Genomic DNA, 20689 nt, shown 5'->3' on the forward strand with positions numbered 1-20689 from the left:
GTAACAACTTTTTTGATTTCATAATAATAGTAGAGACTTGAGCAATCGCATTATTTTTGTTCAATAAGTAAAATTGTTTTACATGTAGAAAAACCTATCTTTTTTATTTCACTAGCAAAACAATAAGTGCTGAAGTAGACCTTTGTTGTATTTGACCTATGCTTTTGTAAATTGCATAAAGGTGCGTAATGACTATGTCAGATACCTCAATATCACGCTCAGAAGAGTTAAGTTCTTCGAAAAAAATGTGCCCTTTCTGTGCAGAATTTATTTCGTGTACCGCGAAAAAGTGCAAACACTGCAATGAGTTTGTCGACGAAAAATCTCGCAAGCAAAACCAATGGAGCAAAATGGCCCGAGTAGTGGGTTTGCTTACTGCTGCATTGAGTGTGTTCTATCCCATTCGTGAAGGTTACTTCTACCTGCAACAAAAACAGCAACAACGGACAGAGTTAAGTTCTTATAAGCAGGTAGCGAAGTATTTTGAGTCTTTAGATTCTCTGAAATATTCCCAACAAGCTTTAACTAAAGCTTTGGCTTTAGCTCCTAGTGACATCGACCTGCAGCGCAGGTTGTTGATTTTACGTGCTCATGAACTACTTAGAGAAATCGAGTGGAGCACTAGTATTCAACCACAACATCAGCAGGTTATTGAGGAGATGATCTTAGACGGTTATCGGTTGTTGCAAACAAATTTGGCTGATGAAGATCGAACTCAGTTATTGACTATGGTTGCCAGGTTGTTACCCCATGACCAATATTGGAATGATGATGATGCTATTTCTCATTTATTTACTCAGGCTTACGCTATACACCCTTCAGACTCTGAAGTGTTATTTCGATATGGACAATGGTTGGTAAACACTGAGCTTGACGCTGAAAAAGGTATTGAACTGATCACCCTAGCTGTAAAGCTCGATCCGAATGACGCTTTATACCCCCACGAATTAGCCAGAATATTACGAGCAAAAGGAGAATTCGAGCCGGCATTACTGCTACTGCGACGTTCGATCAATCTGCTACCCAAACAGCGTGAGTTGCAGCGAATAAGAGCCTCAAACTACTCCAAAGCGGAACTCAGGAAGTTACTTACTGAAGCTGATAGAACTCAGGATATTTCTACAGGAGAATTTTATGGTTTGAATATGCAGGCTAGACAAGAACTGATAGAACAAGTGTTACAGGAACGTCAGAATGATCGCAGTATTAACTTCATTGCTGCCCGTTTTTACTTCGCTAATCAACAATATAAATTGGCAGAGGAGGCCATTAACAAGTCAATATCTGATGGGGATTTGAAGCAAGTTATTAGAGGTTATTATTTAGAGCAATTCGAGTTGTATCGAAACATCCTTCTGAACACAGGTAACAACCCTGAAAAATTGCATGAAATACAACTGGCGTTTTCACATTATCAAGACGCTTTAAGTTTTGAGGAAGCGCTGGAAACAGGCGTGGAAGGTGAACACCGCTACAAAATTGGATTACGAGTTGAAAAGAAAGCTGATAGCGACAGCCAGCAGGGGTTATTAGTGATTAAAGCCTATAGTGGTTACCCCTTTTCGAAAGCAGGTGTGCAAGAAGGAGATAGAGTGTTGATGCTGGCCCATCGTCAAGTAAAATCAGTACTGGACATATATCGCATACTTAGTAATTTTACAGCAGGGACATCACTGCCTTTAACCATCAAACGACAAAAGCAGGAGCTTGAATTGGAGCTCTTGGTAGAGTAATGCAAACGACAGATTATTGTGACTCAAGTTTATATTTTTTCAGCCTGTTATATGGCGTGTGGAGTTCATTCATTATTACCAAATTATTATTGGGCGCAGACGCAACTAAATCCTCTAACGGGACACTCGCAATGGTGCGTCACAGTTAAAGTGATAAAAAAGTGAACAAAAATTATTTGTTAGAGATTTATAATCACGTCTGAACTGTCTGCATACGAAATATCAGTTAAACGTGCTAGCCTCATGTTTGGTTTATCAGCGTGCCTTGATTTGGTGCCTTGGCCTTTAAATATCGTAATAGACCCTTCTCTCGTGGCTCAGGAATAATCTGTGAAATCACATCTACAAAAAGGTAAACAGGCCCTAGTTTGGACTCCTCTGCAAACAAACATGCAGCACCTGTATAGCGAAACTGAGCAGTTCAATACCAAAACAGCCCAAAAGGATAATTAATGAAACAATTGATTTTCTTAATATGGACAATTATATGTGGTCAATCTTTAGCATTAGCACATCAAAGCTCTATAACTTATGTGGCAAATGAAGCGGTATTGATAACAAACGGTGATAAAAAAGTATTGTTTGACCCGTTTTTTCATCAAGCATTTGGTACTTATCAGTTGGTGCCAGCAGAGACTAAACAGGCCATTTTTAGCGCAGCGCCTCCTTTTGACAAGCTTACTGCTATTGTTATCAGTCATGCACATGGTGATCATTTTGCCGCTGATGAGGTGTTGAAATATATGCTGAAACATCCAACTACCCAGTTAATTGCACCTGAACAAGCGGTCACAGAACTTATGGCATTGACTGGGGCGAAGCCAATACTTACTCAAGTGACTAGCGTTAAACTGGCCTTTAATCAGGCACCTAAAACCTTTGAAGTGGCAGGCTTAATGATTGACGCCGTGCGCATTCCTCATGCGGGTTGGCCCAGTCGCGCAGAGGTTGAAAACTTAGTGTTTAGGGTAACGTTAAACAACCAAGGTACATCTACCACTGTTATGCATATGGGCGATGCTGATCCCGATGACGATCATTTCCTGCCGTACAAAGACCATTGGCAAAAGCGTGTTAGCGATGCAGCTCTGCCGCCCTACTGGTTCTATTTTTCAGCCGAGGGTAGGGATATCTTGACTAATATTCTCAACGTTAAAAACAGTATTGGTATCCATGTGCCCATTAAAATTCCCGATCGACTTAAATCTAGCGGTCAAGACTATTTTTCCAAGCCCGGTGAGCTTCGAAAGCTTGATGAATCTCATGAGCATTAAATATAGAAGGCAAATCCATCATGAAACAGTTGGTCCCTTATCTTAACTTTAACGGCCAGTGCCAAGAGGCATTGCATTTTTATCAAAGCTGTTTTGACGATTTAGAGCTATCTATGCAAACATTTGCTGATGCTAGGGTCGACGATATGTCACAAGAGAAGAAAGATAACGTGATGCATGCAGAATTTAAAACCGATAAATTTGGCATTCAATGGATGTTAAATGTGATGAAAAGTTAATAACCTGAGCTCAGGCTATCTAGGTCTAATCAAGTTAACGTATTCTTATTTATCCACTTTTTAGGTAGTCTAGTGCCTTCAAAAATTACTAGGGTATAAATATGAAGTCGCTATTTTGGGCACTATTGGTGATTGTGTCGGTAGGCTGTGGTTCGACAGAACAGCCGAAGGCGAAATCTGAGCCTTTTACCGGGGAGATTTCAGCTAGCCAACTGCTTACAGAATATCCGCAATTTCGCTCCTATTATGAACAATATCAACCGAGCGCCTCAGAAATTGCAGCGGTCAAATCTTTGTCAGGTAAGTCTCTGATCGTATTGCTTGGCACATGGTGCCATGACAGTGAGCGTGAAGTGCCGAGACTGTTGAAATTGTTGGATTTGTCTGGTGTTAAATTGGAAAGCTTGTCGTTACATGGCGTCAATTACAACAAACAGGAGCCAAATAATTTGCATCAGCAATATGACCTAAAATACACGCCAACCTTTATCCTGATGCAAGGTGAAAATGAGTTGGGACGGGTTGTTGAAAAACCTATGCTGAGTTTGGGTGAAGATTTAGCCAGCTTTGTTACTGAGTGATTGAACCATTTTGTGGTGCAAGTAGCGTACTCGATTTTTTCATCTAACAATCTATAGTAGGAATTAACTATTCAATCACTCACACCCAGCGATAAAGACCTGTGGTTTCTTCCACTAGGTGGAACCGGCGAAATAGGCATGAACATGAACCTGTATGGTCATGCTGGGCAGTGGTTGATGATGGACTGTGGCATAACTTTTAATAGTCCACTTTGCCCCGAAGCTGAAGCAAAAACTTGTGGGCTGCATAAACATGACGTTGTGGCTGCCGACCCCTGGTTTATTAGTCAGCGTAAAGAGCAGCTAGCGGGTATTGTGATCACCCATGCCCATGAAGATCATATCGGGGCTTTGCCTTATTTATGGCGTCGCTTTAAATGCCCAGTTTACACTACCAAATACACCGCAGAAATATTGCGGCGAAAGCTTGCTCGTGATGGTCAAGGTGACAACATTCCGATCATCGAAATAGACAGTGGCGAGCGTGTGGATATTGGTGAATTTAACGTTGAATGGATGTTGATTACCCATTCCTTACCAGAGCCCCACGCTTTTGTGATCAGAACTTCAGCGGGCAACGTTTTTCATACCGCGGACTGGAAAATTGATCTAGCGCCGGTGACAGATAAACCCTTCAACGCCCATGCTTTTAAACTATTGGCCAAACAAAATATTTTAGCCATGGTTTGTGATTCAACCAATGCCACTCGCGGAGGACATTCTGTGTCTGAGCAACAATGTTATACGGGCTTAAAGCAAGCCGTCGCCAACGCAAAAGGCCGGGTAGTAGTGGGATGTTTTAGCAGTAACATTGCCCGTTTGATTACCCTAGCAAAAATAGCTAAAGAGACAGGCCGTTACTTTGCGTTGTTCGGTCGGTCATTACAAAACACTGTTGGCGCCGCCAAAGCCACAGGGCATTGGCCAGATGATTTGCCGGTGCTAGATGCTTTTAATGCTGGATATTTATTACCACAAGAAGTGTTGGCGGTAGCAACAGGTAGTCAAGGCGAGCCAAGGGCCGCATTAAATCAATTGGCCAAAGACACCTATCGCAATGTGTCTCTGGATGAGGGGGATCTCGTGATTTTCAGCTCTATTGTGATACCCGGCAATGAAACATCAATCGAGAACCTGCTTAAAGCCTACAAAGCCCGCAAGATTCAAACCCTAATGGCCGATGACTCGGAGCTACCTATTCATGCCTCAGGCCATCCATGTCAGGAAGAACTAAAACAAATGTACGAATGGGTGCGCCCACAAATTGCTATTCCCACACACGGAGAAGCCGAGCATTTACAAGCCAACGCAGAAATAGCCCGTTTAAGTCATGTACCCAGTAGTCTCACAGGATTGAACGGCGACCTGTTTAAGTTGGCACCAGAAGTAAAGTTAGTTAAACAGGCTGTGAGGGCAGGCAGGATTGCTTTGCAACAATCTTAGGGGAGCCCTTTATAGCCAGATGAGCAAGATGAGATCAAACTTGCTTTCAGGTTAGCTACTTTTATTTAACCTGTTGCAGCCTAAATGTTTGCAGGTTTACGATCAGATAAAGAACTGAAATTTGTGCTGCAAGGGCAATGAATACCCAGTAAATCTGTGGATTAAATCCCGCAAAGATAAAACAGCATAAGGCAATGGCGCCATTGGTGAGAGCATAAGGCAGCTGGGTTCTAAAATGTTCAAACTGCTGACATCCTGAGCCAGTGGAGGAGAGTATGGTGGTTTCTGAAATAGGTGAGCAGTGGTCACCAAATAAGCCTCCAGATAAAACTGCACCAATGCTCACTACAAGGGAAGCCTCTATGGCAAACGCAGTTGGGATCATTAAAGGGAACATAATGGCGAAGGTGCCCCATGACGAGCCAGTGCTAAAAGAAATAATGCCAGACAACACAAAAGCCACTGCCGGCAATAACCAATAGGGAAAACCTTGTTGAGCCTGCTCGGCGATATAAGTGGCCGTGCCGAGTTCCTTGCCTAACCCACTGAATGTCCACGCTAAAATCAGTACTATGGCGACTTGCATCATATTACCCATACCTTGCAAATACAGGCCAATGCCTTCAGTTAACGTTCTGACGCCATAGTAAGCCATCATAAACATTAAACTGACGGCGGCAAAAAAGTAGGCACTGGATAATGCGGCGCGAAAGGTCGACCCAGCAACATTTTCAAAAGGGAAACCTAAGGGAAGTAAGATTGCACACAGCACTGTGGCCATAATCAATAATGGAATAAACACAAATGACGCCCGAGCTTTACTGTGACTGAATGCCTGTATAGCGTCCTTGTTTTGCTCACTAATGCTGTGCTCTGTCGCCCGTTTGGCTGTTTTTTCTGCCTCGGCCATGGGACCAAAATCAAGGTTTGTATAGATAAGTACCGGTACAATAAAGATGGCCAAAATGGCATAGAACTGGAAAGGTATGGCCTGAATAAAACTATCCAAGGCCGATAAATCTTGCCCAGCACCATCAAATTCTTTTTGTATCAGGCTAATGATGTATATGCCCCACCCGATAAAAGGCACTAAAATTGCGACAGGGGAAGACGTGGAGTCCACAATAAACGCCAGTTTTTCTCGTGATATTTTGAGTTTATCGAATAATGGCCGAAACACCGGGCCAACAATCAGCGGGGTGCCTAAGTCAGAGTAGAAAATGAAAATCCCTCCGCACCAAGCCGCTAGTTGTGCGCGGCCTGTGCTACTAATCTTGCGTACGATAGATAGCGCAAAAGCTGGTCCGCCCCCTGATTTTTCCATCAAGGTCACAAATCCACCAATAAATACCAGCAGTACTATTACCCCTGCATTATAGCTATTGCTGAGTGTGGTCACTAAATGATCTTTGACTAAGGTAGACATAACGTCTAAAGGATTAAAGCCTACCAGCATGACGACGGCACTCACCACACCTGCAAACAAACCAATTACAACGTTGCGGGTACTTAGTGATAACCCTAGGGTAATGGCGATAGGAATAATAGAAGTGATATCAGCATGGGGCATTGTATTGGTCATTATGTTGAGCACTATGATGTATCTCTTTGGATATTTGCGTGCTTAAATCAAATTTAACTAAGCTGACATACTTAGCATAAACGACCCATTGTCCCAATGTAAACCATAATAGAATTAACATTCTCAGTTGCTTGTTAGTGCGCTGCAGGAATATATTTTTCTCACACACTTCTGACTTAAGTTAAGTGTGGCGTTAAGTCATCTGCTCATCGATAAATATCTCTTCAACACTTAAATTGAACAGCCGGCCGATTTTAAATGCCAAGGGTAAACTGGGATCAAACTTACCCTTTTCAATGGCATTAGCCGTTTGTCTTGATACGTCCAAAGCATTGGCTAAATCCGCTTGAGTCCAGTCGCGTTCAGCTCTAAGTACTTTTAAGCGGTTTTTCATTGGTATTTCCTATTACCGATTAAAATACTGATGATGTATGTGATGGCCATGAGGATTATAAGGTGATTAATTTCTGGCTCGAAGGTTATCAGTTTTATATCTTCCAATTGCTCGTAGGCAATACCAGCTATCAAACCCACACCTAAGGTTATGCCCATGGCATCCATAGTGATTTTGCGTTGCAACTCGTCAAGGTTTGCTAAATGTTTGACGTTCACCATTATCATGGCCACACCCAACGCGAGATGAGTGATCAAGGCAGTAATCGAATAGGCTGGTTGATAATCCCAAATGTATTCTGCGCCAAATCTCAATAACGCAGTACTGGCTACCCAAGCCAAGGTCCATAACCCTAGATGTAAAGTTTTGGATTTGTTGTGTTGTGTACAGGTTGTGTCGCTGTGTTTTACAGTGCTCATAAGTCAAACTCCTAAGTCATAAAGTAAAATAGGCTTTACTTTATGACTTAGTTTGCATATTAACATCCAACCCGATCACCTAATAACATTGATGCCGATCACCTAATAACATCCATCCCGATCACTCAATAACATCGAAGCCGATCACTTTTTGGTTAAAATGTTATTCAGTGACCGGCTTAATGTTATTGCCCAACTTTTACTCTTTTTTGTCTGTCCAGTAGGTGTTTTTAACCGTTATTCTTTTCATTTTTGATGGTGAGAATAACTATGCCAATGGCACCTATTTCAATGCGTAAGTTAAAAGAGATTTTAAGACTCAAATACGGCTGTTTGCTCAGCCATCGAAAAATAGCCAAAAGCTTATCTGTTTCAGCGTCAATCGTGTCTATTTATGCCATTCGTGCCACCTCTCTTGGGATCACTAGTTGGCCGCTTGATGAAAAATGGAATGATGAGACGCTTCAACGAGCATTCTTCAAAACCAAACCTAAGAGCAAGGGCTACATCATCCCTAATTGGTCTGTCGTCCAGCAAGAGCTGAGGCCGAAAACGATGACATTGCAGTTATTGTGGGAAGAATATGGTGAGCGGTATCCAGAAGGTTTTTACAGCTACAACCACTTCTGTCGTCTATATAAAACATGGCTAACATGTCAAAAACCGTCCATGCGTCAAAACCATAAAGCAGGTGAAAAACTGTTTGTTGATTATTGTGGACCCACTATGAATATTGTGGACTCAACAACGGGTGAATGCCGCACAGCACAGGTTTTTGTGGCAGTCATGGGCGCATCTAACTACACCTTTGCAGAGGCTACGTTTAGCCAAAAACTCGAAGACTGGGTGATGAGTCATGCACGATGCTTTGAATTTCTGGGTGGCGTACCTGAATTGGTCATCCCAGATAACTTAAAAAGTGCCGTGACAAAAGCGTGTCGTTACGAGCCGGATCTGAACCCAACCTACCAACAACTCGCCGCCCATTACGATACCGTTATCGTGCCTGCCAGACCTTATAAACCCAAGGATAAATCGAAAGCTGAGGTGGGTGTTCAAATCGTTGAACGTTGGATAATGGCGCGACTTCGCAAGGAAAGCTTTTTTAGCTTGCGACAGTTAAATCTAAAAATACAGACACTTTTAACCGATTTGAATCAAAGGCAAATGAAAAAGCATCCAGGCTCAAGGCTATCCCAATTTGAAGCGATAGATAAACCCGCACTGAAACCTTTGCCGTCACAACCTTATCGCTACACCTTAGTGAAACAGGTCAAAGTGCATATTGATTATCACATCGAGATTGAAAAACATTACTACTCGGTGCCACACGCCTTGATCAAGAAAAAGCTAGAAGCACATGCTACGGGGCAACTGGTCACACTTTATCATCAAGGGGTACAAGTGGCCGTTCATCCAAGATCATACCGCGTGGGAGGTCACAGCACCCTGGATATCCATATGCCCATCGCCCATCAAAAACAGCAGCAATGGACCCCCGAACGATTTGAAAGTTGGGCCAGAAAATTCGGAAAATCAACCGAGCAATTTGTCATTCAACTCATGCAAACCAAAAAACACCCCGAGCAAAGTTACCGTGCCTGTATGGGCATATTGAGTTTAGGAAAAAAGTTCACAGACAAACGACTTGAAGCCGCCTGCTACCGAGCGTTAGCAACAGGTGTTACGCGAGTAAACCAAGTGAAAGCTATCTTAGAGAAAGGGTTAGATAGCCAACCTCTACCGGAAAAACAGCTGGATCTTTTAAGTGAGATAGACCATCAAAATATCCGTGGCAATCATTATTACCACTAATAAAACCTAAGGAAACAACATGCAATCAGTGACGCAACAAATCAATACTCAATTAGTCATGCTAAAGCTAAGCGGCATACGTGATGCGTTATCACAACAAAGTGAACAACCCAATCTATACGTCGAACAAAGCTTCGAAGAGCGGTTATGTTTATTGCTTGACCATGAAATAACCCAGCGAGATCAACGTAAAATTGACCGACTGACCCGCCAAGCCAAATTTAGAGTGAACGGGACATTAGCACAGTTGGATTATGGTGCGTCGAGGCAGTTAAACAAAACGCAGATCCGCTCATTAGCGCAAGGTGAATGGCTTCGTCTTCACCAAAACATACTGATCACAGGAGCAACAGGTTGCGGTAAAACCTACCTTGCTTGTGCGTTGGGCCATAACCACTGCCAGCAGGGAGAAAACGTTTACTACTTTAGGCTCAAAGAATTGCTTGAAAAGATGTTTATGGCACAAGCGGATGGCAGTTATCGAAAGTTTATTAACAAACTCACATCAGCGAACTTACTGATCTTAGACGATTGGGGATTAGAGCCATTAACGGGGCAACAACGCAGTGATTTACTTGAGTTAATAGATGCGAGGTATGACACAAAATCGACACTGATTGCGAGTCAATTACCGATAGAAAATTGGTACGATATGATCGGGGAATCCACGCATGCAGATGCGATCCTAGATCGGCTTGTTCACGGGGCAATTAAGTTAGAATTAAAAGGCGAATCCATGCGAAAAAAACTAAATTCCTTGACTGAAGCCGATCACACAAGTTAGATTTTACTGAGTTCTACTGGAAGACAAAAAAGTGATCGTCTTCAATGTTATTGACCGATCGGTTTCATGTTATTACGCAACTTAGTTTAACGTCTAGATATGTTATGTCAAGTGTATTTTACAAAAAGAACGCTTTACGTGACATTTAAGACAGTTTGTCTTTAAAGTCTTGGTACTCAAACTTACGCACCAGCTCAAAATTACCCTCTTTGCGAATAATACCGATGGAGGGATGTTCAACGCCATTAAAGAAGGTGGTTTTGACCATAGTGTAGTGCATCATATCTTCAAATATTATCCGTTCACCTATTTGTAATTCGTGATCAAAGCTGTATAAATCAATGGCATCACCGGCTAAACAGGAGTTGCCACCGAATCTATAAGTATAAGCTTTCTCGCCTGCTTTGCCTGCACCGCGAACATCAGGCCGATAGGGCATTTCTAATACATCAGGCATATGGGCCGTGGCTGAGATATCTAAGATGGCTATTTTGTCTTGGTTTTCTACTATATCTACCACTTCTGCTACTAAAGTGCCCGTTTGCCAAGCCACTGCCGAACCTGGTTCAAGGATCACGGTTAAATGAGGATGCCGTTCTCTAAAGGCTTTTAACGTATCGACTAAATGATTAACGTTATACCCTTGGCGAGTCATCAAGTGCCCACCACCAAAGTTAATCCACTTTAAATTTGGTAACCATTTTGCAAATTTCTCTTCTACCGCTTTGATAGTGCGTTCGGTTGCAAATGAATCAGATTCACATAAATTGTGGATATGTAAACCTTCTATACCTCTTATATCTGCACTGTGTAAGTCTTGTGCGCGGATACCAAGACGTGAGCCTGGGGCGCTAGGATCGTACAGCTCAGTCTCGGCTTCTTGATGTTCAGGGTTAACTCGCAGACCCGCAGATACTCTTGAATCAAGAATTTGTTGTTTATATCTTTGCCACTGGCCCAAACTATTAAAGGAAATATGGTCAACTAAGTTAACCAACTCATCAATGTCTGCAGGTTTAAAGGCGGGTGAATAGGCATGAACCTGTTTGCCTATTTCTTCTTTTCCTAATCTGGCTTCCCATACCGCGCTGGCGGTCGACCCCTGTAGGTATTGACCCACCATTTCAAAGGTTGACCACATAGAAAATCCTTTGAGGGCCAGTATTATCTCTACGCCACTTTCTTTTTGTACGTGCTGCATTAGCTGCAAATTGGCTTCGAGTTTGGCCTCTTCACAAACATAACAAGGTGAAGGAATAGCTGGGTTTAACATAGGATCTTGCATAAAAAGGCTACTTTTGCTCACAAAATAAATTGGCGGATAAGGATAACTTTGCCAATCTGGGAATTAAAGAAAAAAGGCTTTACTAATGAGACAAAGCCTCTTGATAATTTTAGCTACGAGCTACGAGCTACGAGCTACGAGCTACGAGCTACGAGCTACGAGCTACGAGCTACGAGAGTTTTTAGCTCGCTACCCGCAGCTAGAGGTTCAAAGCTGCTGTTATCTCATAAACGGACTTGCGTCACATTCGATCACATGCCAAGGCAAGCCATGAGTATTTAGCATCTCCATAAAGGGGTCTGGATCGAATTGTTCCATATTCCACACGCCAGGTTTTTTCCAAGTACCGTTTAATATAAGTGCCGCACCTATCATGGCTGGTACACCTGTTGTATAAGACACTGCTTGGGCACCGACTTCCTCATGGCACTTAGCATGTTCACAATTATTGTAGATAAAGATGGTTTTTTCTTGGCCATCTTTTATGCCGGTTATATAGGTACCGATACAGGTTTGCCCCGTGTAACCGTCAGCCAATGAACCGGGATCAGGTAACACCGCTTTTAAAAACTCTAAAGGTATAATTTGCTGACCTTGGAAGTCGATAGGCGCGATACTTGTCATGCCGATACCTTCAAGTACTTTGAGGTGGGTCAGATAAGCGTCACCAAAGGTCATCCAAAAACGTGCACGTTTAAGGGTAGGGAAGTGTTTGACCAGTGATTCCAATTCTTCATGGAACATCAAGTACGAAGCCCGGACTCCGATATTTTGATAGTCCAAGTCTTCCCGTACGCTTAATGGATCTGTTTCTTTCCATTCACCGTTTTCATAAAAACGTCCACGCTGAGTGATTTCGCGAATATTAATTTCTGGGTTGAAGTTAGTTGCAAAGGCTTGACCGTGATCACCGCCGTTACAGTCAACTATATCTAGATAATGAATTTCATCAAAATAATGTTTGGCCGCATAAGCGGTGTAAACATTGGTCACACCGGGATCAAAACCGCTTCCTAATAAGGCCATTAAGCCGGCTTTTTGGAACTTTTCTTGGTAAGCCCATTGCCAGGAATATTCGAATTTAGCGACATCTTTGGGTTCGTAATTAGCGGTGTCCATGTAATCCACACCTGTTTCTAAGCAAGCATCCATTATGGCTAAGTCTTGGTAAGGCAGAGCCAAGTTAACCACCAAATCAGGTTTGACTTGGTTGATGACAGCAACCACTTCACTGGCATGATCGGCATCAACAGCAAATACGCCTTTTACTCGGTCTAAACCGACTTCTTTTTGTAGTGCTGCACATTTTGAAACCGTGCGACTTGCTAGGTATATTTCATCAAATAATTCAGGCAAACGAGCACATTTTTTTATGGTGACAGCGGCAACGCCGCCAGCACCGATGATTAGAACGCGAGACATAGTGAGTTCCTAATAAACAAGATTACATATAAAAGTTGAATGCTAGCAGTAATTTATTGTGGTGCAAATTGAATATTGAAAAACGCAGCTGAGTTTGCTTAATCCCCAGTGGGGTTTGTTGTATCAATATGTGCACATTTCAACTGATACCAGACCTAGTGACTTCAGCACCGTTTGTTTTCTTTGTGCGATGTCACCGGATACCAGTATGTGTTTGATGCGATGTTCTTTAAGGTATTGACGATTAAATAGCTGAAATTCGTGACGATTGGCATCGCCTGAACGCTCCCATGTATCGTCGTAAGGGATATCATCATCACAGAGCACCACTAAATCGTAACGTTGCCAACATTGAGTCGCAAGCTGCGATAACTCTGGCAATGCTGATTGGTGGTAATGCATGGCAAAGTGCCAAGTAGTAAAAGCGCTGGTATCACAGAATAGATATTTGTTAGCCCTAGAGGATGCAATGTCTTCCCATTGGTTTTGAGTTTGCGCAATATGCAACAACTGTTTGGGCGACAATCGACGGTCGACTTGATGTTGTAACCAGTAATCTCGACCATATTCAGGTACTGTTATGCTATTTAGCTCATCGGCCAACACTTCACATAAGGTGGTTTTACCTGTGGAAGGGCCACCTAAAAAGACAATTTTTTTGATCACGAAATGCGCTGTCCTTTATTTGATTTATTTGGATTAGAGGTTGAGTGTTTATACCATTGCCATTGACCGATAATAGCCATTATTAAAAAACAAGCATACAGAGCTGATGTTGGGAATAAACCTTTTTGCCAATATATTCCAATGGCAACAATGTCTACGACAATCCATAACATCCAGTTCAATAATTTTTTATGTGACAGCAGCCATTGTGCTGCCAAGCTAGCACAAGTCGTAAAGGCATCAGGATAGGGGAAGCTAGCATCTGTGTATTGGGTCATTATGGTACCGAGTACCATTGTGCTAACAACAATAGCGATAACCCATAAACCATATTCTTTGGTTGTACCTTGGTTAACTATCACATGACCCATTGAATCTTGAGCGTTTTTCCACAACATCCAGCCGTAGATTTGAAAACCAATGTAAAATAGGTGTAATGCCATATCTGAATACAGCTTCACGTCATAAAAAATCCAAGCGTAAATACTGACTTGTACAAAACCAAAAGCAAAACACCAGATATTGCGTTTGATAACAAGATAAACACAGATAAAGCCTGATAGGGTTGCTATCCATTCCTGTGGTGAAGCGCCTGCAAAACCTTCAAGCCATTCGATCCAGTTCATAATAACGGGTAAAAATTTTTGAAAGCTGTCACCAGATTAACAAACAATGATTTTGAGCTGGGATAGGAAAACGTAATTCGTATAAACAATAAACAGCCATATATAAAGTGATTTGAGTAGCGGGACTTCATAACAAACAATTTACCGTATATTTGATGAATAAAGCAATGATGACTTATCTAGCTCCCTGCAAACCTCCTGTGTGTAATGCTAAAATACGACTTTTTTGTGGAAAGTATCCCTTTGCAATCAGCTCTCGTAATGCAAAAAATAGTTTTCCACTATACACCGGCTCAATTTCAATTTTTGTTTGTTGATAAAAGTCTTGGCAAAATTGTCTGAGTTCATGATTAGACTTAGCATATCCCCCAAAATGATAATCGTGATTGATGTGCCAGCTTTTTGAGGGTGTATCCTTTTCTAATAAGTCTGTGACGAGTTGTTCTAGGTAACCTTCACCTTTAAGCACACCAATGCCTAATATTTTACATTCTGTTAGTTTGCCGTGCTGGATTAACCCCGTGATTAACCCAGCAAGAGTGCCTCCGCTGGCAACCGGCGCCAACACATAGTCATAGGAATTTTGCAGTTCATCAATAATTTCAGCGACACCTTTGAGTGCAGGTAACTGCGAACCACCCTCAGGAATAATCAAAGCATTTGGGTATTGTCGTTGCATTGTTTGCAGGTAGGTAACGTTCGTTCGTTGTTGATATGTCTGTCGGTCAACATACTGGATATTGGTTTTCCAACAGATTAAATCTTGCAACATAGGGCTAGGGTTGTGTGAATAATCCCCTCTGATAATCGCGGTAAATTGAATATTGAGTTGTTGGCAGCAATAACCTAAGGCGTGCACGTGATTTGAAAACCCGCCACCAAAACTGATGATATGTTTTGTCTTGGCGGCAATAGCAGGCATTAAAGCATGCTTTAGCTTGCGCCACTTATTGCCCGAGATGATTGGGTGCAGTAAATCATCCCGCTTGACCGCTAGTGTTATGCCGTTTTTTGCTCCCCAATCAGGTTGAATAATAGATTCAGCTGAAGAGGTGGCTATTGTTAACTGTGATAATAAATTATTTTTATTCAATCTATTTCTGTTTTAACCTCGTTATTTAAATAACAGTTAATATAAAGGAATCACAATGAGCATCATTATAATCTGTTTATTTATAGCAACCTTAATGCCCATTCTCGCTAAAGCGCCCTTGGCTTTGGCTATGAATAAGGCTGGTGGCTATGATAATCGAAACCCCCGTGAGCAACAAAAATCTTTATCGGGTTTTGGCGCTAGAGCAAAAGCGGCTCACGAAAATTGTTTTGAAGCGTTAATCATGTTTACCCCTGGCGCCCTAGCAGTGCTGGTCACTAATAATGCAGAGCAATTAGCAGAATATTTTGCTATTGCATTTGTTGCCTCAAGATTAGTTTACCTAGTTGCCTACTACTTTGATAAACATGTGTTACGCAGCACATTTTGGGGCATCGGGTTTATATCTTCCTTGTCACTTGTTTGGTTAGCTATTCCCTAGTGTGCTGCTGCTTATTAATAAGGTAGGTCATTACTTGAAATACATAGTGCCATTGTATGTTTCTAGGATTTTTTCGATGCTGTTTTTAAGGTGATTTTTGATAGTGGTTATTAGGTTTTTCATCATATTTACCTCGATTGGTTAACGTTTGCTGTTTTCGATAGAGGAATCTTAAAACCTCATGTTAACTTGAGGTAAAGCATTTTTTTCTCTATATTTAAAATACTTGTTTAATAAGAGGTGGTGGGGATGGAAGAAGCCAATTTGTCAGTAGGTTATGTCGCCAGACGTTCGGGGGTGAAGGTGTCAACTTTGCACTTTTATGAACAAAAGGGATTAATTAGAAGTTGGCGCAATCAAGGTAATCAAAGACGGTATAAGCGAGATGTATTACGCAGAATTTCTGTCATAAAAGCAGCGCAAAAGTTAGGGATAAGTTTGAGCAGCATCCATCAAACCTTCTTAGATATGCCAAATGGTCGGACTCCAGATAAAAAGGACTGGGCGCAATTGTCAATGCGTTGGCAGCAACAACTGGATCAGCAAATTACTGCGTTGACTAAGCTTCGAGATTCACTCGATGGTTGTATAGGTTGTGGCTGCTTATCTATGCAAAGTTGTCCTATCTATAACCCTGATGATGTGCTTGAAGGAGAAGGTCCAGGGCCGGTTATTTTAGATAGAAACTGATTACGTTTCGCAATATACCCTTTAGCATCTGTTATGAGAATCGTGTTTTCAGTAGCCGTGCTATTTATCTTGGGTAGAAGCGTGTCTACTAACTCAGTGCCTTGTAAACAGCCATTGTTGTCTGAAAAATGTATTATCGATTGCCCGACAGAAGAGTGATTTTTTGTAATTGATTGACGAAGTTTTGTTCAAATTCGATTTTAGCGATAGCCATTGAGAGTTTTGATTCAGGGCCAAATTCGTCTAGCTGACTGACAGAAAGAAACAGTAATCCAGCTAAACAGGTAAAACACCGAATACCGACAACCCATTTGGCAGGCATAGTTTAGACCGAAATCGGTTGCAACTGCTGCTCAAGATTCTTACCCAATTCGGCGAATTCGAGCGCCTCGTTTTTATTGTTTGCTATGTGAAAATCACCACATAACTGTCGCTATTAAAATTCAAATAATGGCGCGTTGTGTGGTGCAGGAATATCAAATAACAAAACAACTCTAAGTGCTAGTTGACTTATAGATGTCTATACGGCAAATTGCGTACATGAAAACAATAAAATCACTCACAACCGGCATGATAATTATTACCTTTGAAAAGGTGTTCGCTGGCTAGTGCATTCGCATTACACATTAAAAGCCCGCAACCACCGCGGGCTTTTTTGTTATCTGGATGCTAAAAATACGTGATAAACATAGTGTGTTGAAAACAGTTAAGGAAGTAAAAAATGAAGGTATTGAAGTTTGGCGGGTCGTCTCTCGCTGATGCAGAGCGTTACTTGAGAGTAAAAGACATTAGTATCGCATGTCACACCGATGTCGGTGCGGCAGTTGTATTGTCTGCTCCAAAGGGCGTCACCAATGCCTTGTCGCTATTGTGTGATGAAGCAGCATCTGGCAAAGATTACGGCGAATTGTTCGCCAAATTAAATATGGTTTTGTTTGGTATTTTGGATGACTTGAAAATTAGCCTTCCAAATTTTTCTCAAGCTAGATTAGGTGAATTTCTTCAACATACTTTAAATGAACTCAATCAGCATTTAGAAGGTTTTGCATTGTTGCGGTGTGCCCCTGAGCAGGTTGTCGCTAGAGTGTTAAGCGTTGGCGAATATGTGAGTGTGAATATATTTAGTGAAATCTTGACCAGTCTAGGTCATGCCAATTGTATTATTGATCCGGTTAAATATATTGTTGCTGAAGGTGATTACTTAGACAGCATTGCCGATGTATCTGCTAGTAAGGCTCGCTTTAGTGATGTAGATATCTCAGGTGACAAAATATTAATTATGCCTGGGTTTGTTGCGGTGAATGCGGCGGGTGAAAAAGTCACCTTAGGTCGAAATGGTTCAGATTATTCAGCTGCTATTTTGGCTGCTTGTCTTGGTGCACAGTGTTGTGAGATTTGGACAGACGTAGATGGTGTTTATAATGCTGATCCAAACCAAGTAGATGGTGCCGTATTACTTGATAAGCTGACTTATCAAGAAGCGATGGAATTGTCTTATTTTGGTGCGAAAGTGTTACACCCTAAAACAATTGGCCCCATCGCTCAACACCATATCCCCTGTTTAATTCGCAATACACTCAATCCAGCAGCGCCAGGTACCTTAATTAGTAACGAAGCGAGTACTAAGTGGACTAGCGTAAAAGGAATCTCACACTTAGATGATATGACTATGTTCAACGTGGCAGGTCCTGGCATGAAAGGCATGGTGGGTATGGCTAGCCGTGTGTTTGAAATTATGTCTAACGCGAATATCTCTATTAGCTTGATTACTCAGTCTTCGTCTGAATACAGCATTAGTTTCTGTATTCACAGTAGAGATGCCAGTCGCGCACAGGATTTATTAGAAGACTCATTTGCTTTAGAACTAAGCAATCATTTGCTAGACCCTATTGAAGTACGTCATGAATTGGCCATTGTCACTTTGGTAGGCGATGGGATGCGCCATTCTAAAGGTTTGGCGGCTAAATTCTTCAGCTCCTTGGCACAAGCAAGAGTGAATAACGTGGCTATTGCTCAGGGGTCTTCTGAACGCTCCATCTCCACTGTCATCGAAGCCAGCAAAGCTAAGAAAGCGGTTAAAGTTGTGCATCAGAATTTTTTCTCTAACCTACATGCTATCGATGCTTTTTTAGTAGGCTGCGGTAGTGTTGGAAAAGAGTTGTTAGCCCAAATTGCTCGCCAACAAACTGCTTTGCTTGAAAAAAATATTAGTTTAAAAGTGTACGGTATTGCCAATAGTAAAAAATTATTGCTTCAATCAAACGGCATTGATTTGAGTGCACCTTGGCAGGAAGACTTAGATAAAAGTGATAAACAATTCTCTATCGATAATTTGAAAGCTTTTGTACACGACAACAGCTTGGTTAACCCTGTTGTTATCGACTGTACTAGTAGCGCTAATATTGCTGATCAATATCCTCAGATGATGTTAGATGGCTTTCATGTTGTCACACCAAACAAAAAAGCCAACACCGCCAGTACTGAGTTTTATAAGCTTTTAAGAGAAACAGCTCAAAAAACTAATCGTCAATTTTTGTACGAAACCACAGTAGGTGCGGGTTTACCGGTTATCGATAATTTACAAAACTTGTTTTATGCCGGCGACGAATTAGTTCGCTTTGAGGGCATATTGTCTGGTTCATTATCCTTTGTGTTTGGTAAGTTAGATGAAGGTTTGAGTCTGTCAGAGGCAACCGAAATTGCTAAAAAGAATGGTTTTACTGAGCCTGACCCTCGTGATGATTTGAGTGGTATGGATGTAGCCAGAAAACTTCTGATTATGGCCCGTGAATCAGGTCTAACCCTTGAACTATCTGACATCACCATAGAGCCAGTATTACCATCCTATTTTGATGCCAGTGGCAGTATTGAAAATTTTATGGCGCGTTTGCCTGAATTAGATAGTTACTACGTTCAAAAAGTAGCCGCCGCGAAGAATGAAGGTAAAGTATTGCGGTATGTAGGCTCGATTGATCATGGTAAATGTGTGGTCAGTATCGAAGCTGTGAATGAGTCTCATCCCCTGTATATGGTAAAAGAGGGCGAAAATGCCTTGGCCATTCATAGTCACTATTACCAACCTATTCCTTATGTTATTCGAGGTTACGGCGCCGGTGCTGCGGTGACTGCCGCAGGTGTATTCGCAGATGTCATGCGCACTATGCCCTGGAAGCAATCTATCTAATGTCAGACGCTAAAATCAAAAAATCGACCCTAAGAGCCTATGCGCCCGCTTCTATCGGTAACGTCAGCTTAGGTTTTGACTTACTTGGCGCGGCTTTAAAACCAATAGACGGAAGTTTGTTAGGTGATGAAGTCGATATCGAAGTGGCAGAGCAGTTTAGTTTGCACGTCAAAGGACGTTATGCTGACAAATTGCCAACTGATCCAAACAGCAATATTGTCACCCTTTGTTATCAGCACTTTATTGCAGAGTTAGAACAGCAAGGTCATCAAAAAAGTGCTATTCCCGCACTTAAAATGACACTGCATAAACATTTACCTATTGGTAGTGGTTTAGGTTCAAGCGCGAGCTCGATTGTGGCAGCATTACATGGCCTGAATCAGTTTTTTACTGAGTATTTTGGTAAGGCCCCTTTCACAGACAATGCATTATTGTTAGTGATGGGTGAACTGGAAGGGCAAATAAGCGGTAGTGTACATTATGATAATGTTGCGCCATGCTTCCTCGGTGGTTTAACCTTAATGGCCGAGCATAAAGAACAAGTAGCATTGCAATTGCCCATGTTTGAAAACTGGTATTGGGTGTCCTGCTATTCTGGTATGAGTGTGTCGACAGCCGCCGCGCGGAATATTTTACCGAAACAGGTTTCCATGGCTGATACCATTCAGTTTGGTCGACAGTTAGCCGTATTTACTGATGCCTTGTACCGAAAGGATGAAAAACTCGCCGCGGCCATGATGATAGATGTGATTGCCGAACCTTATCGCAAATCATTATTGCCAAGGTTTGACGAGTCTCGTGAATTCGCAGAACAACATGGCGCGCTGGCTTTTGGTATTTCAGGCTCTGGACCAACAGTATTTGCAGTGTGCGATAATATACAAAATGCTAAAATTATTAATCAATGGCTAGCCGATAATTATATTCAAAATGACACAGGTTTTAGTCATATTTGTCAGTTAGACACGAGTGGCGCATCTATAAGCCATTCTTGAAAGCGATAGCTTTCATCGGAGC

21 protein-coding genes are annotated in these 20689 nt (G+C 41.9%); 12 read left to right on the top strand and 9 right to left on the bottom strand.

All coding sequences use genetic code 11. The annotated features are described in order from the left end of the window. The first annotated feature begins 194 nt into the window (after positions 1-194). The 6 genes from CXF95_RS11420 to CXF95_RS11440 all read left to right on the top strand — a co-directional run bounded on the left by CXF95_RS11420 (position 195) and on the right by CXF95_RS11440 (position 5270). On the top strand, positions 195-1733 hold the full coding sequence (locus CXF95_RS11420; RefSeq protein ID WP_157828133.1) for a PDZ domain-containing protein: 1539 nt from the start codon (positions 195-197) through the stop codon (positions 1731-1733). 330 nt (positions 1734-2063) lie between these two features. Further along, positions 2064-2186 (top strand): hypothetical protein, encoded by a 123-nt coding sequence (locus CXF95_RS31135; protein WP_255418914.1) that lies wholly within the window; start codon positions 2064-2066, stop codon positions 2184-2186. Then, positions 2186-3007, top strand: a complete 822-nt coding sequence (locus CXF95_RS11425) for an MBL fold metallo-hydrolase (protein WP_101198834.1) — start codon at positions 2186-2188, stop codon at positions 3005-3007. Before CXF95_RS31135 ends, CXF95_RS11425 begins: the two co-directional genes overlap by 1 nt. Before the next feature lie 20 nt (positions 3008-3027). Continuing rightward, positions 3028-3246 (top strand): VOC family protein, encoded by a 219-nt coding sequence (locus tag CXF95_RS11430; protein ID WP_101198835.1) that lies wholly within the window; start codon positions 3028-3030, stop codon positions 3244-3246. Between the two features lie 101 nt (positions 3247-3347). Next, positions 3348-3827, top strand: a complete 480-nt coding sequence (locus CXF95_RS11435) for a thioredoxin (protein WP_101198836.1) — start codon at positions 3348-3350, stop codon at positions 3825-3827. 144 nt (positions 3828-3971) lie between these two features. Then, entirely contained in the window at positions 3972-5270 is a 1299-nt protein-coding gene (locus CXF95_RS11440; RefSeq protein ID WP_101198837.1) for a ribonuclease J, read from the top strand. A 61-nt stretch (positions 5271-5331) separates the two neighbouring features. Here CXF95_RS11440 and CXF95_RS11445 read toward each other — a convergent pair whose 3' ends face one another. The 3 genes from CXF95_RS11445 to CXF95_RS29590 all read right to left on the bottom strand — a co-directional run bounded on the left by CXF95_RS11445 (position 5332) and on the right by CXF95_RS29590 (position 7665). After that, on the bottom strand, positions 5332-6852 hold the full coding sequence (locus CXF95_RS11445) for a Na+/H+ antiporter NhaC family protein (RefSeq protein WP_232787795.1): 1521 nt from the start codon (positions 6850-6852) through the stop codon (positions 5332-5334). Positions 6853-7045: 193 nt separating this feature from the next. After that, a complete protein-coding gene (locus tag CXF95_RS11450; RefSeq protein WP_101198838.1) occupies positions 7046-7246 on the bottom strand; it encodes a helix-turn-helix transcriptional regulator in 201 nt (66 codons plus the stop codon). Then, positions 7243-7665 carry a hypothetical protein gene (locus CXF95_RS29590; RefSeq protein WP_157828134.1) on the bottom strand — a complete coding sequence of 141 codons (423 nt, stop codon included), beginning with the start codon at positions 7663-7665 and terminating at the stop codon, positions 7243-7245. The genes CXF95_RS11450 and CXF95_RS29590 overlap by 4 nt, the downstream gene beginning before the upstream one ends. 270 nt (positions 7666-7935) lie before the next feature. On the opposite strand from CXF95_RS29590, the gene istA reads away from it, so the two are divergent. Both istA and istB read left to right on the top strand, forming a co-directional pair. Then, complete coding sequence (gene istA / locus CXF95_RS11460) at positions 7936-9480, top strand: IS21 family transposase (protein ID WP_101198246.1); 1545 nt, start codon at positions 7936-7938, stop codon at positions 9478-9480. A gap of 19 nt (positions 9481-9499) precedes the next feature. Beyond that, positions 9500-10264, top strand: a complete 765-nt coding sequence (gene istB / locus CXF95_RS11465; protein WP_101198245.1) for an IS21-like element helper ATPase IstB — start codon at positions 9500-9502, stop codon at positions 10262-10264. 145 nt (positions 10265-10409) lie between these two features. Here istB and nspC read toward each other — a convergent pair whose 3' ends face one another. The 5 genes from nspC to CXF95_RS11490 form a co-directional block, all read right to left on the bottom strand. Beyond that, entirely contained in the window at positions 10410-11549 is a 1140-nt protein-coding gene (gene nspC / locus CXF95_RS11470; RefSeq protein WP_101198840.1) for a carboxynorspermidine decarboxylase, read from the bottom strand. A 219-nt stretch (positions 11550-11768) separates the two neighbouring features. Next, a complete protein-coding gene (locus CXF95_RS11475; RefSeq protein WP_101198841.1) occupies positions 11769-12971 on the bottom strand; it encodes a saccharopine dehydrogenase family protein in 1203 nt (400 codons plus the stop codon). 123 nt (positions 12972-13094) lie between these two features. Beyond that, entirely contained in the window at positions 13095-13637 is a 543-nt protein-coding gene (locus CXF95_RS11480; protein ID WP_101198842.1) for an AAA family ATPase, read from the bottom strand. Then, the gene (gene pnuC, locus CXF95_RS11485; RefSeq protein ID WP_101198843.1) at positions 13634-14263 is read right to left on the bottom strand and encodes a nicotinamide riboside transporter PnuC; all 630 of its coding nucleotides are present in this window, start codon (positions 14261-14263) and stop codon (positions 13634-13636) included. The genes CXF95_RS11480 and pnuC overlap by 4 nt, the downstream gene beginning before the upstream one ends. Positions 14264-14438: 175 nt before the next feature. Continuing rightward, positions 14439-15356 carry a 1-aminocyclopropane-1-carboxylate deaminase/D-cysteine desulfhydrase gene (locus CXF95_RS11490; protein ID WP_101198844.1) on the bottom strand — a complete coding sequence of 306 codons (918 nt, stop codon included), beginning with the start codon at positions 15354-15356 and terminating at the stop codon, positions 14439-14441. A gap of 55 nt (positions 15357-15411) precedes the next feature. Between CXF95_RS11490 and CXF95_RS11495 the strand changes: the two genes are divergently transcribed. Then, positions 15412-15798, top strand: a complete 387-nt coding sequence (locus CXF95_RS11495) for an MAPEG family protein (protein WP_101198845.1) — start codon at positions 15412-15414, stop codon at positions 15796-15798. Between the two features lie 249 nt (positions 15799-16047). Continuing rightward, complete coding sequence (gene soxR, locus CXF95_RS11500) at positions 16048-16488, top strand: redox-sensitive transcriptional activator SoxR (RefSeq protein ID WP_101198846.1); 441 nt, start codon at positions 16048-16050, stop codon at positions 16486-16488. A 133-nt stretch (positions 16489-16621) separates the two neighbouring features. Here the strand turns inward: soxR and CXF95_RS30550 are convergent, their stop codons facing one another. Next, entirely contained in the window at positions 16622-16810 is a 189-nt protein-coding gene (locus CXF95_RS30550) for a hypothetical protein (protein ID WP_232787796.1), read from the bottom strand. Between the two features lie 399 nt (positions 16811-17209). Here CXF95_RS30550 and thrA point away from each other — a divergent pair, with 399 nt between their 5' ends. Continuing rightward, positions 17210-19672 carry a bifunctional aspartate kinase/homoserine dehydrogenase I gene (gene thrA, locus CXF95_RS11510; protein WP_101198847.1) on the top strand — a complete coding sequence of 821 codons (2463 nt, stop codon included), beginning with the start codon at positions 17210-17212 and terminating at the stop codon, positions 19670-19672. Beyond that, positions 19672-20667: a homoserine kinase gene (thrB, locus tag CXF95_RS11515; protein ID WP_101198848.1), complete on the top strand. Its 996-nt coding sequence runs from the start codon at positions 19672-19674 to the stop codon at positions 20665-20667. The genes thrA and thrB overlap by 1 nt, the downstream gene beginning before the upstream one ends. Positions 20668-20689: the final 22 nt, after the last annotated feature.

It is taken from the genome of Paraglaciecola sp. MB-3u-78, from assembly GCF_002835935.1.
GTDB lineage: Bacteria > Pseudomonadota > Gammaproteobacteria > Enterobacterales > Alteromonadaceae > Paraglaciecola.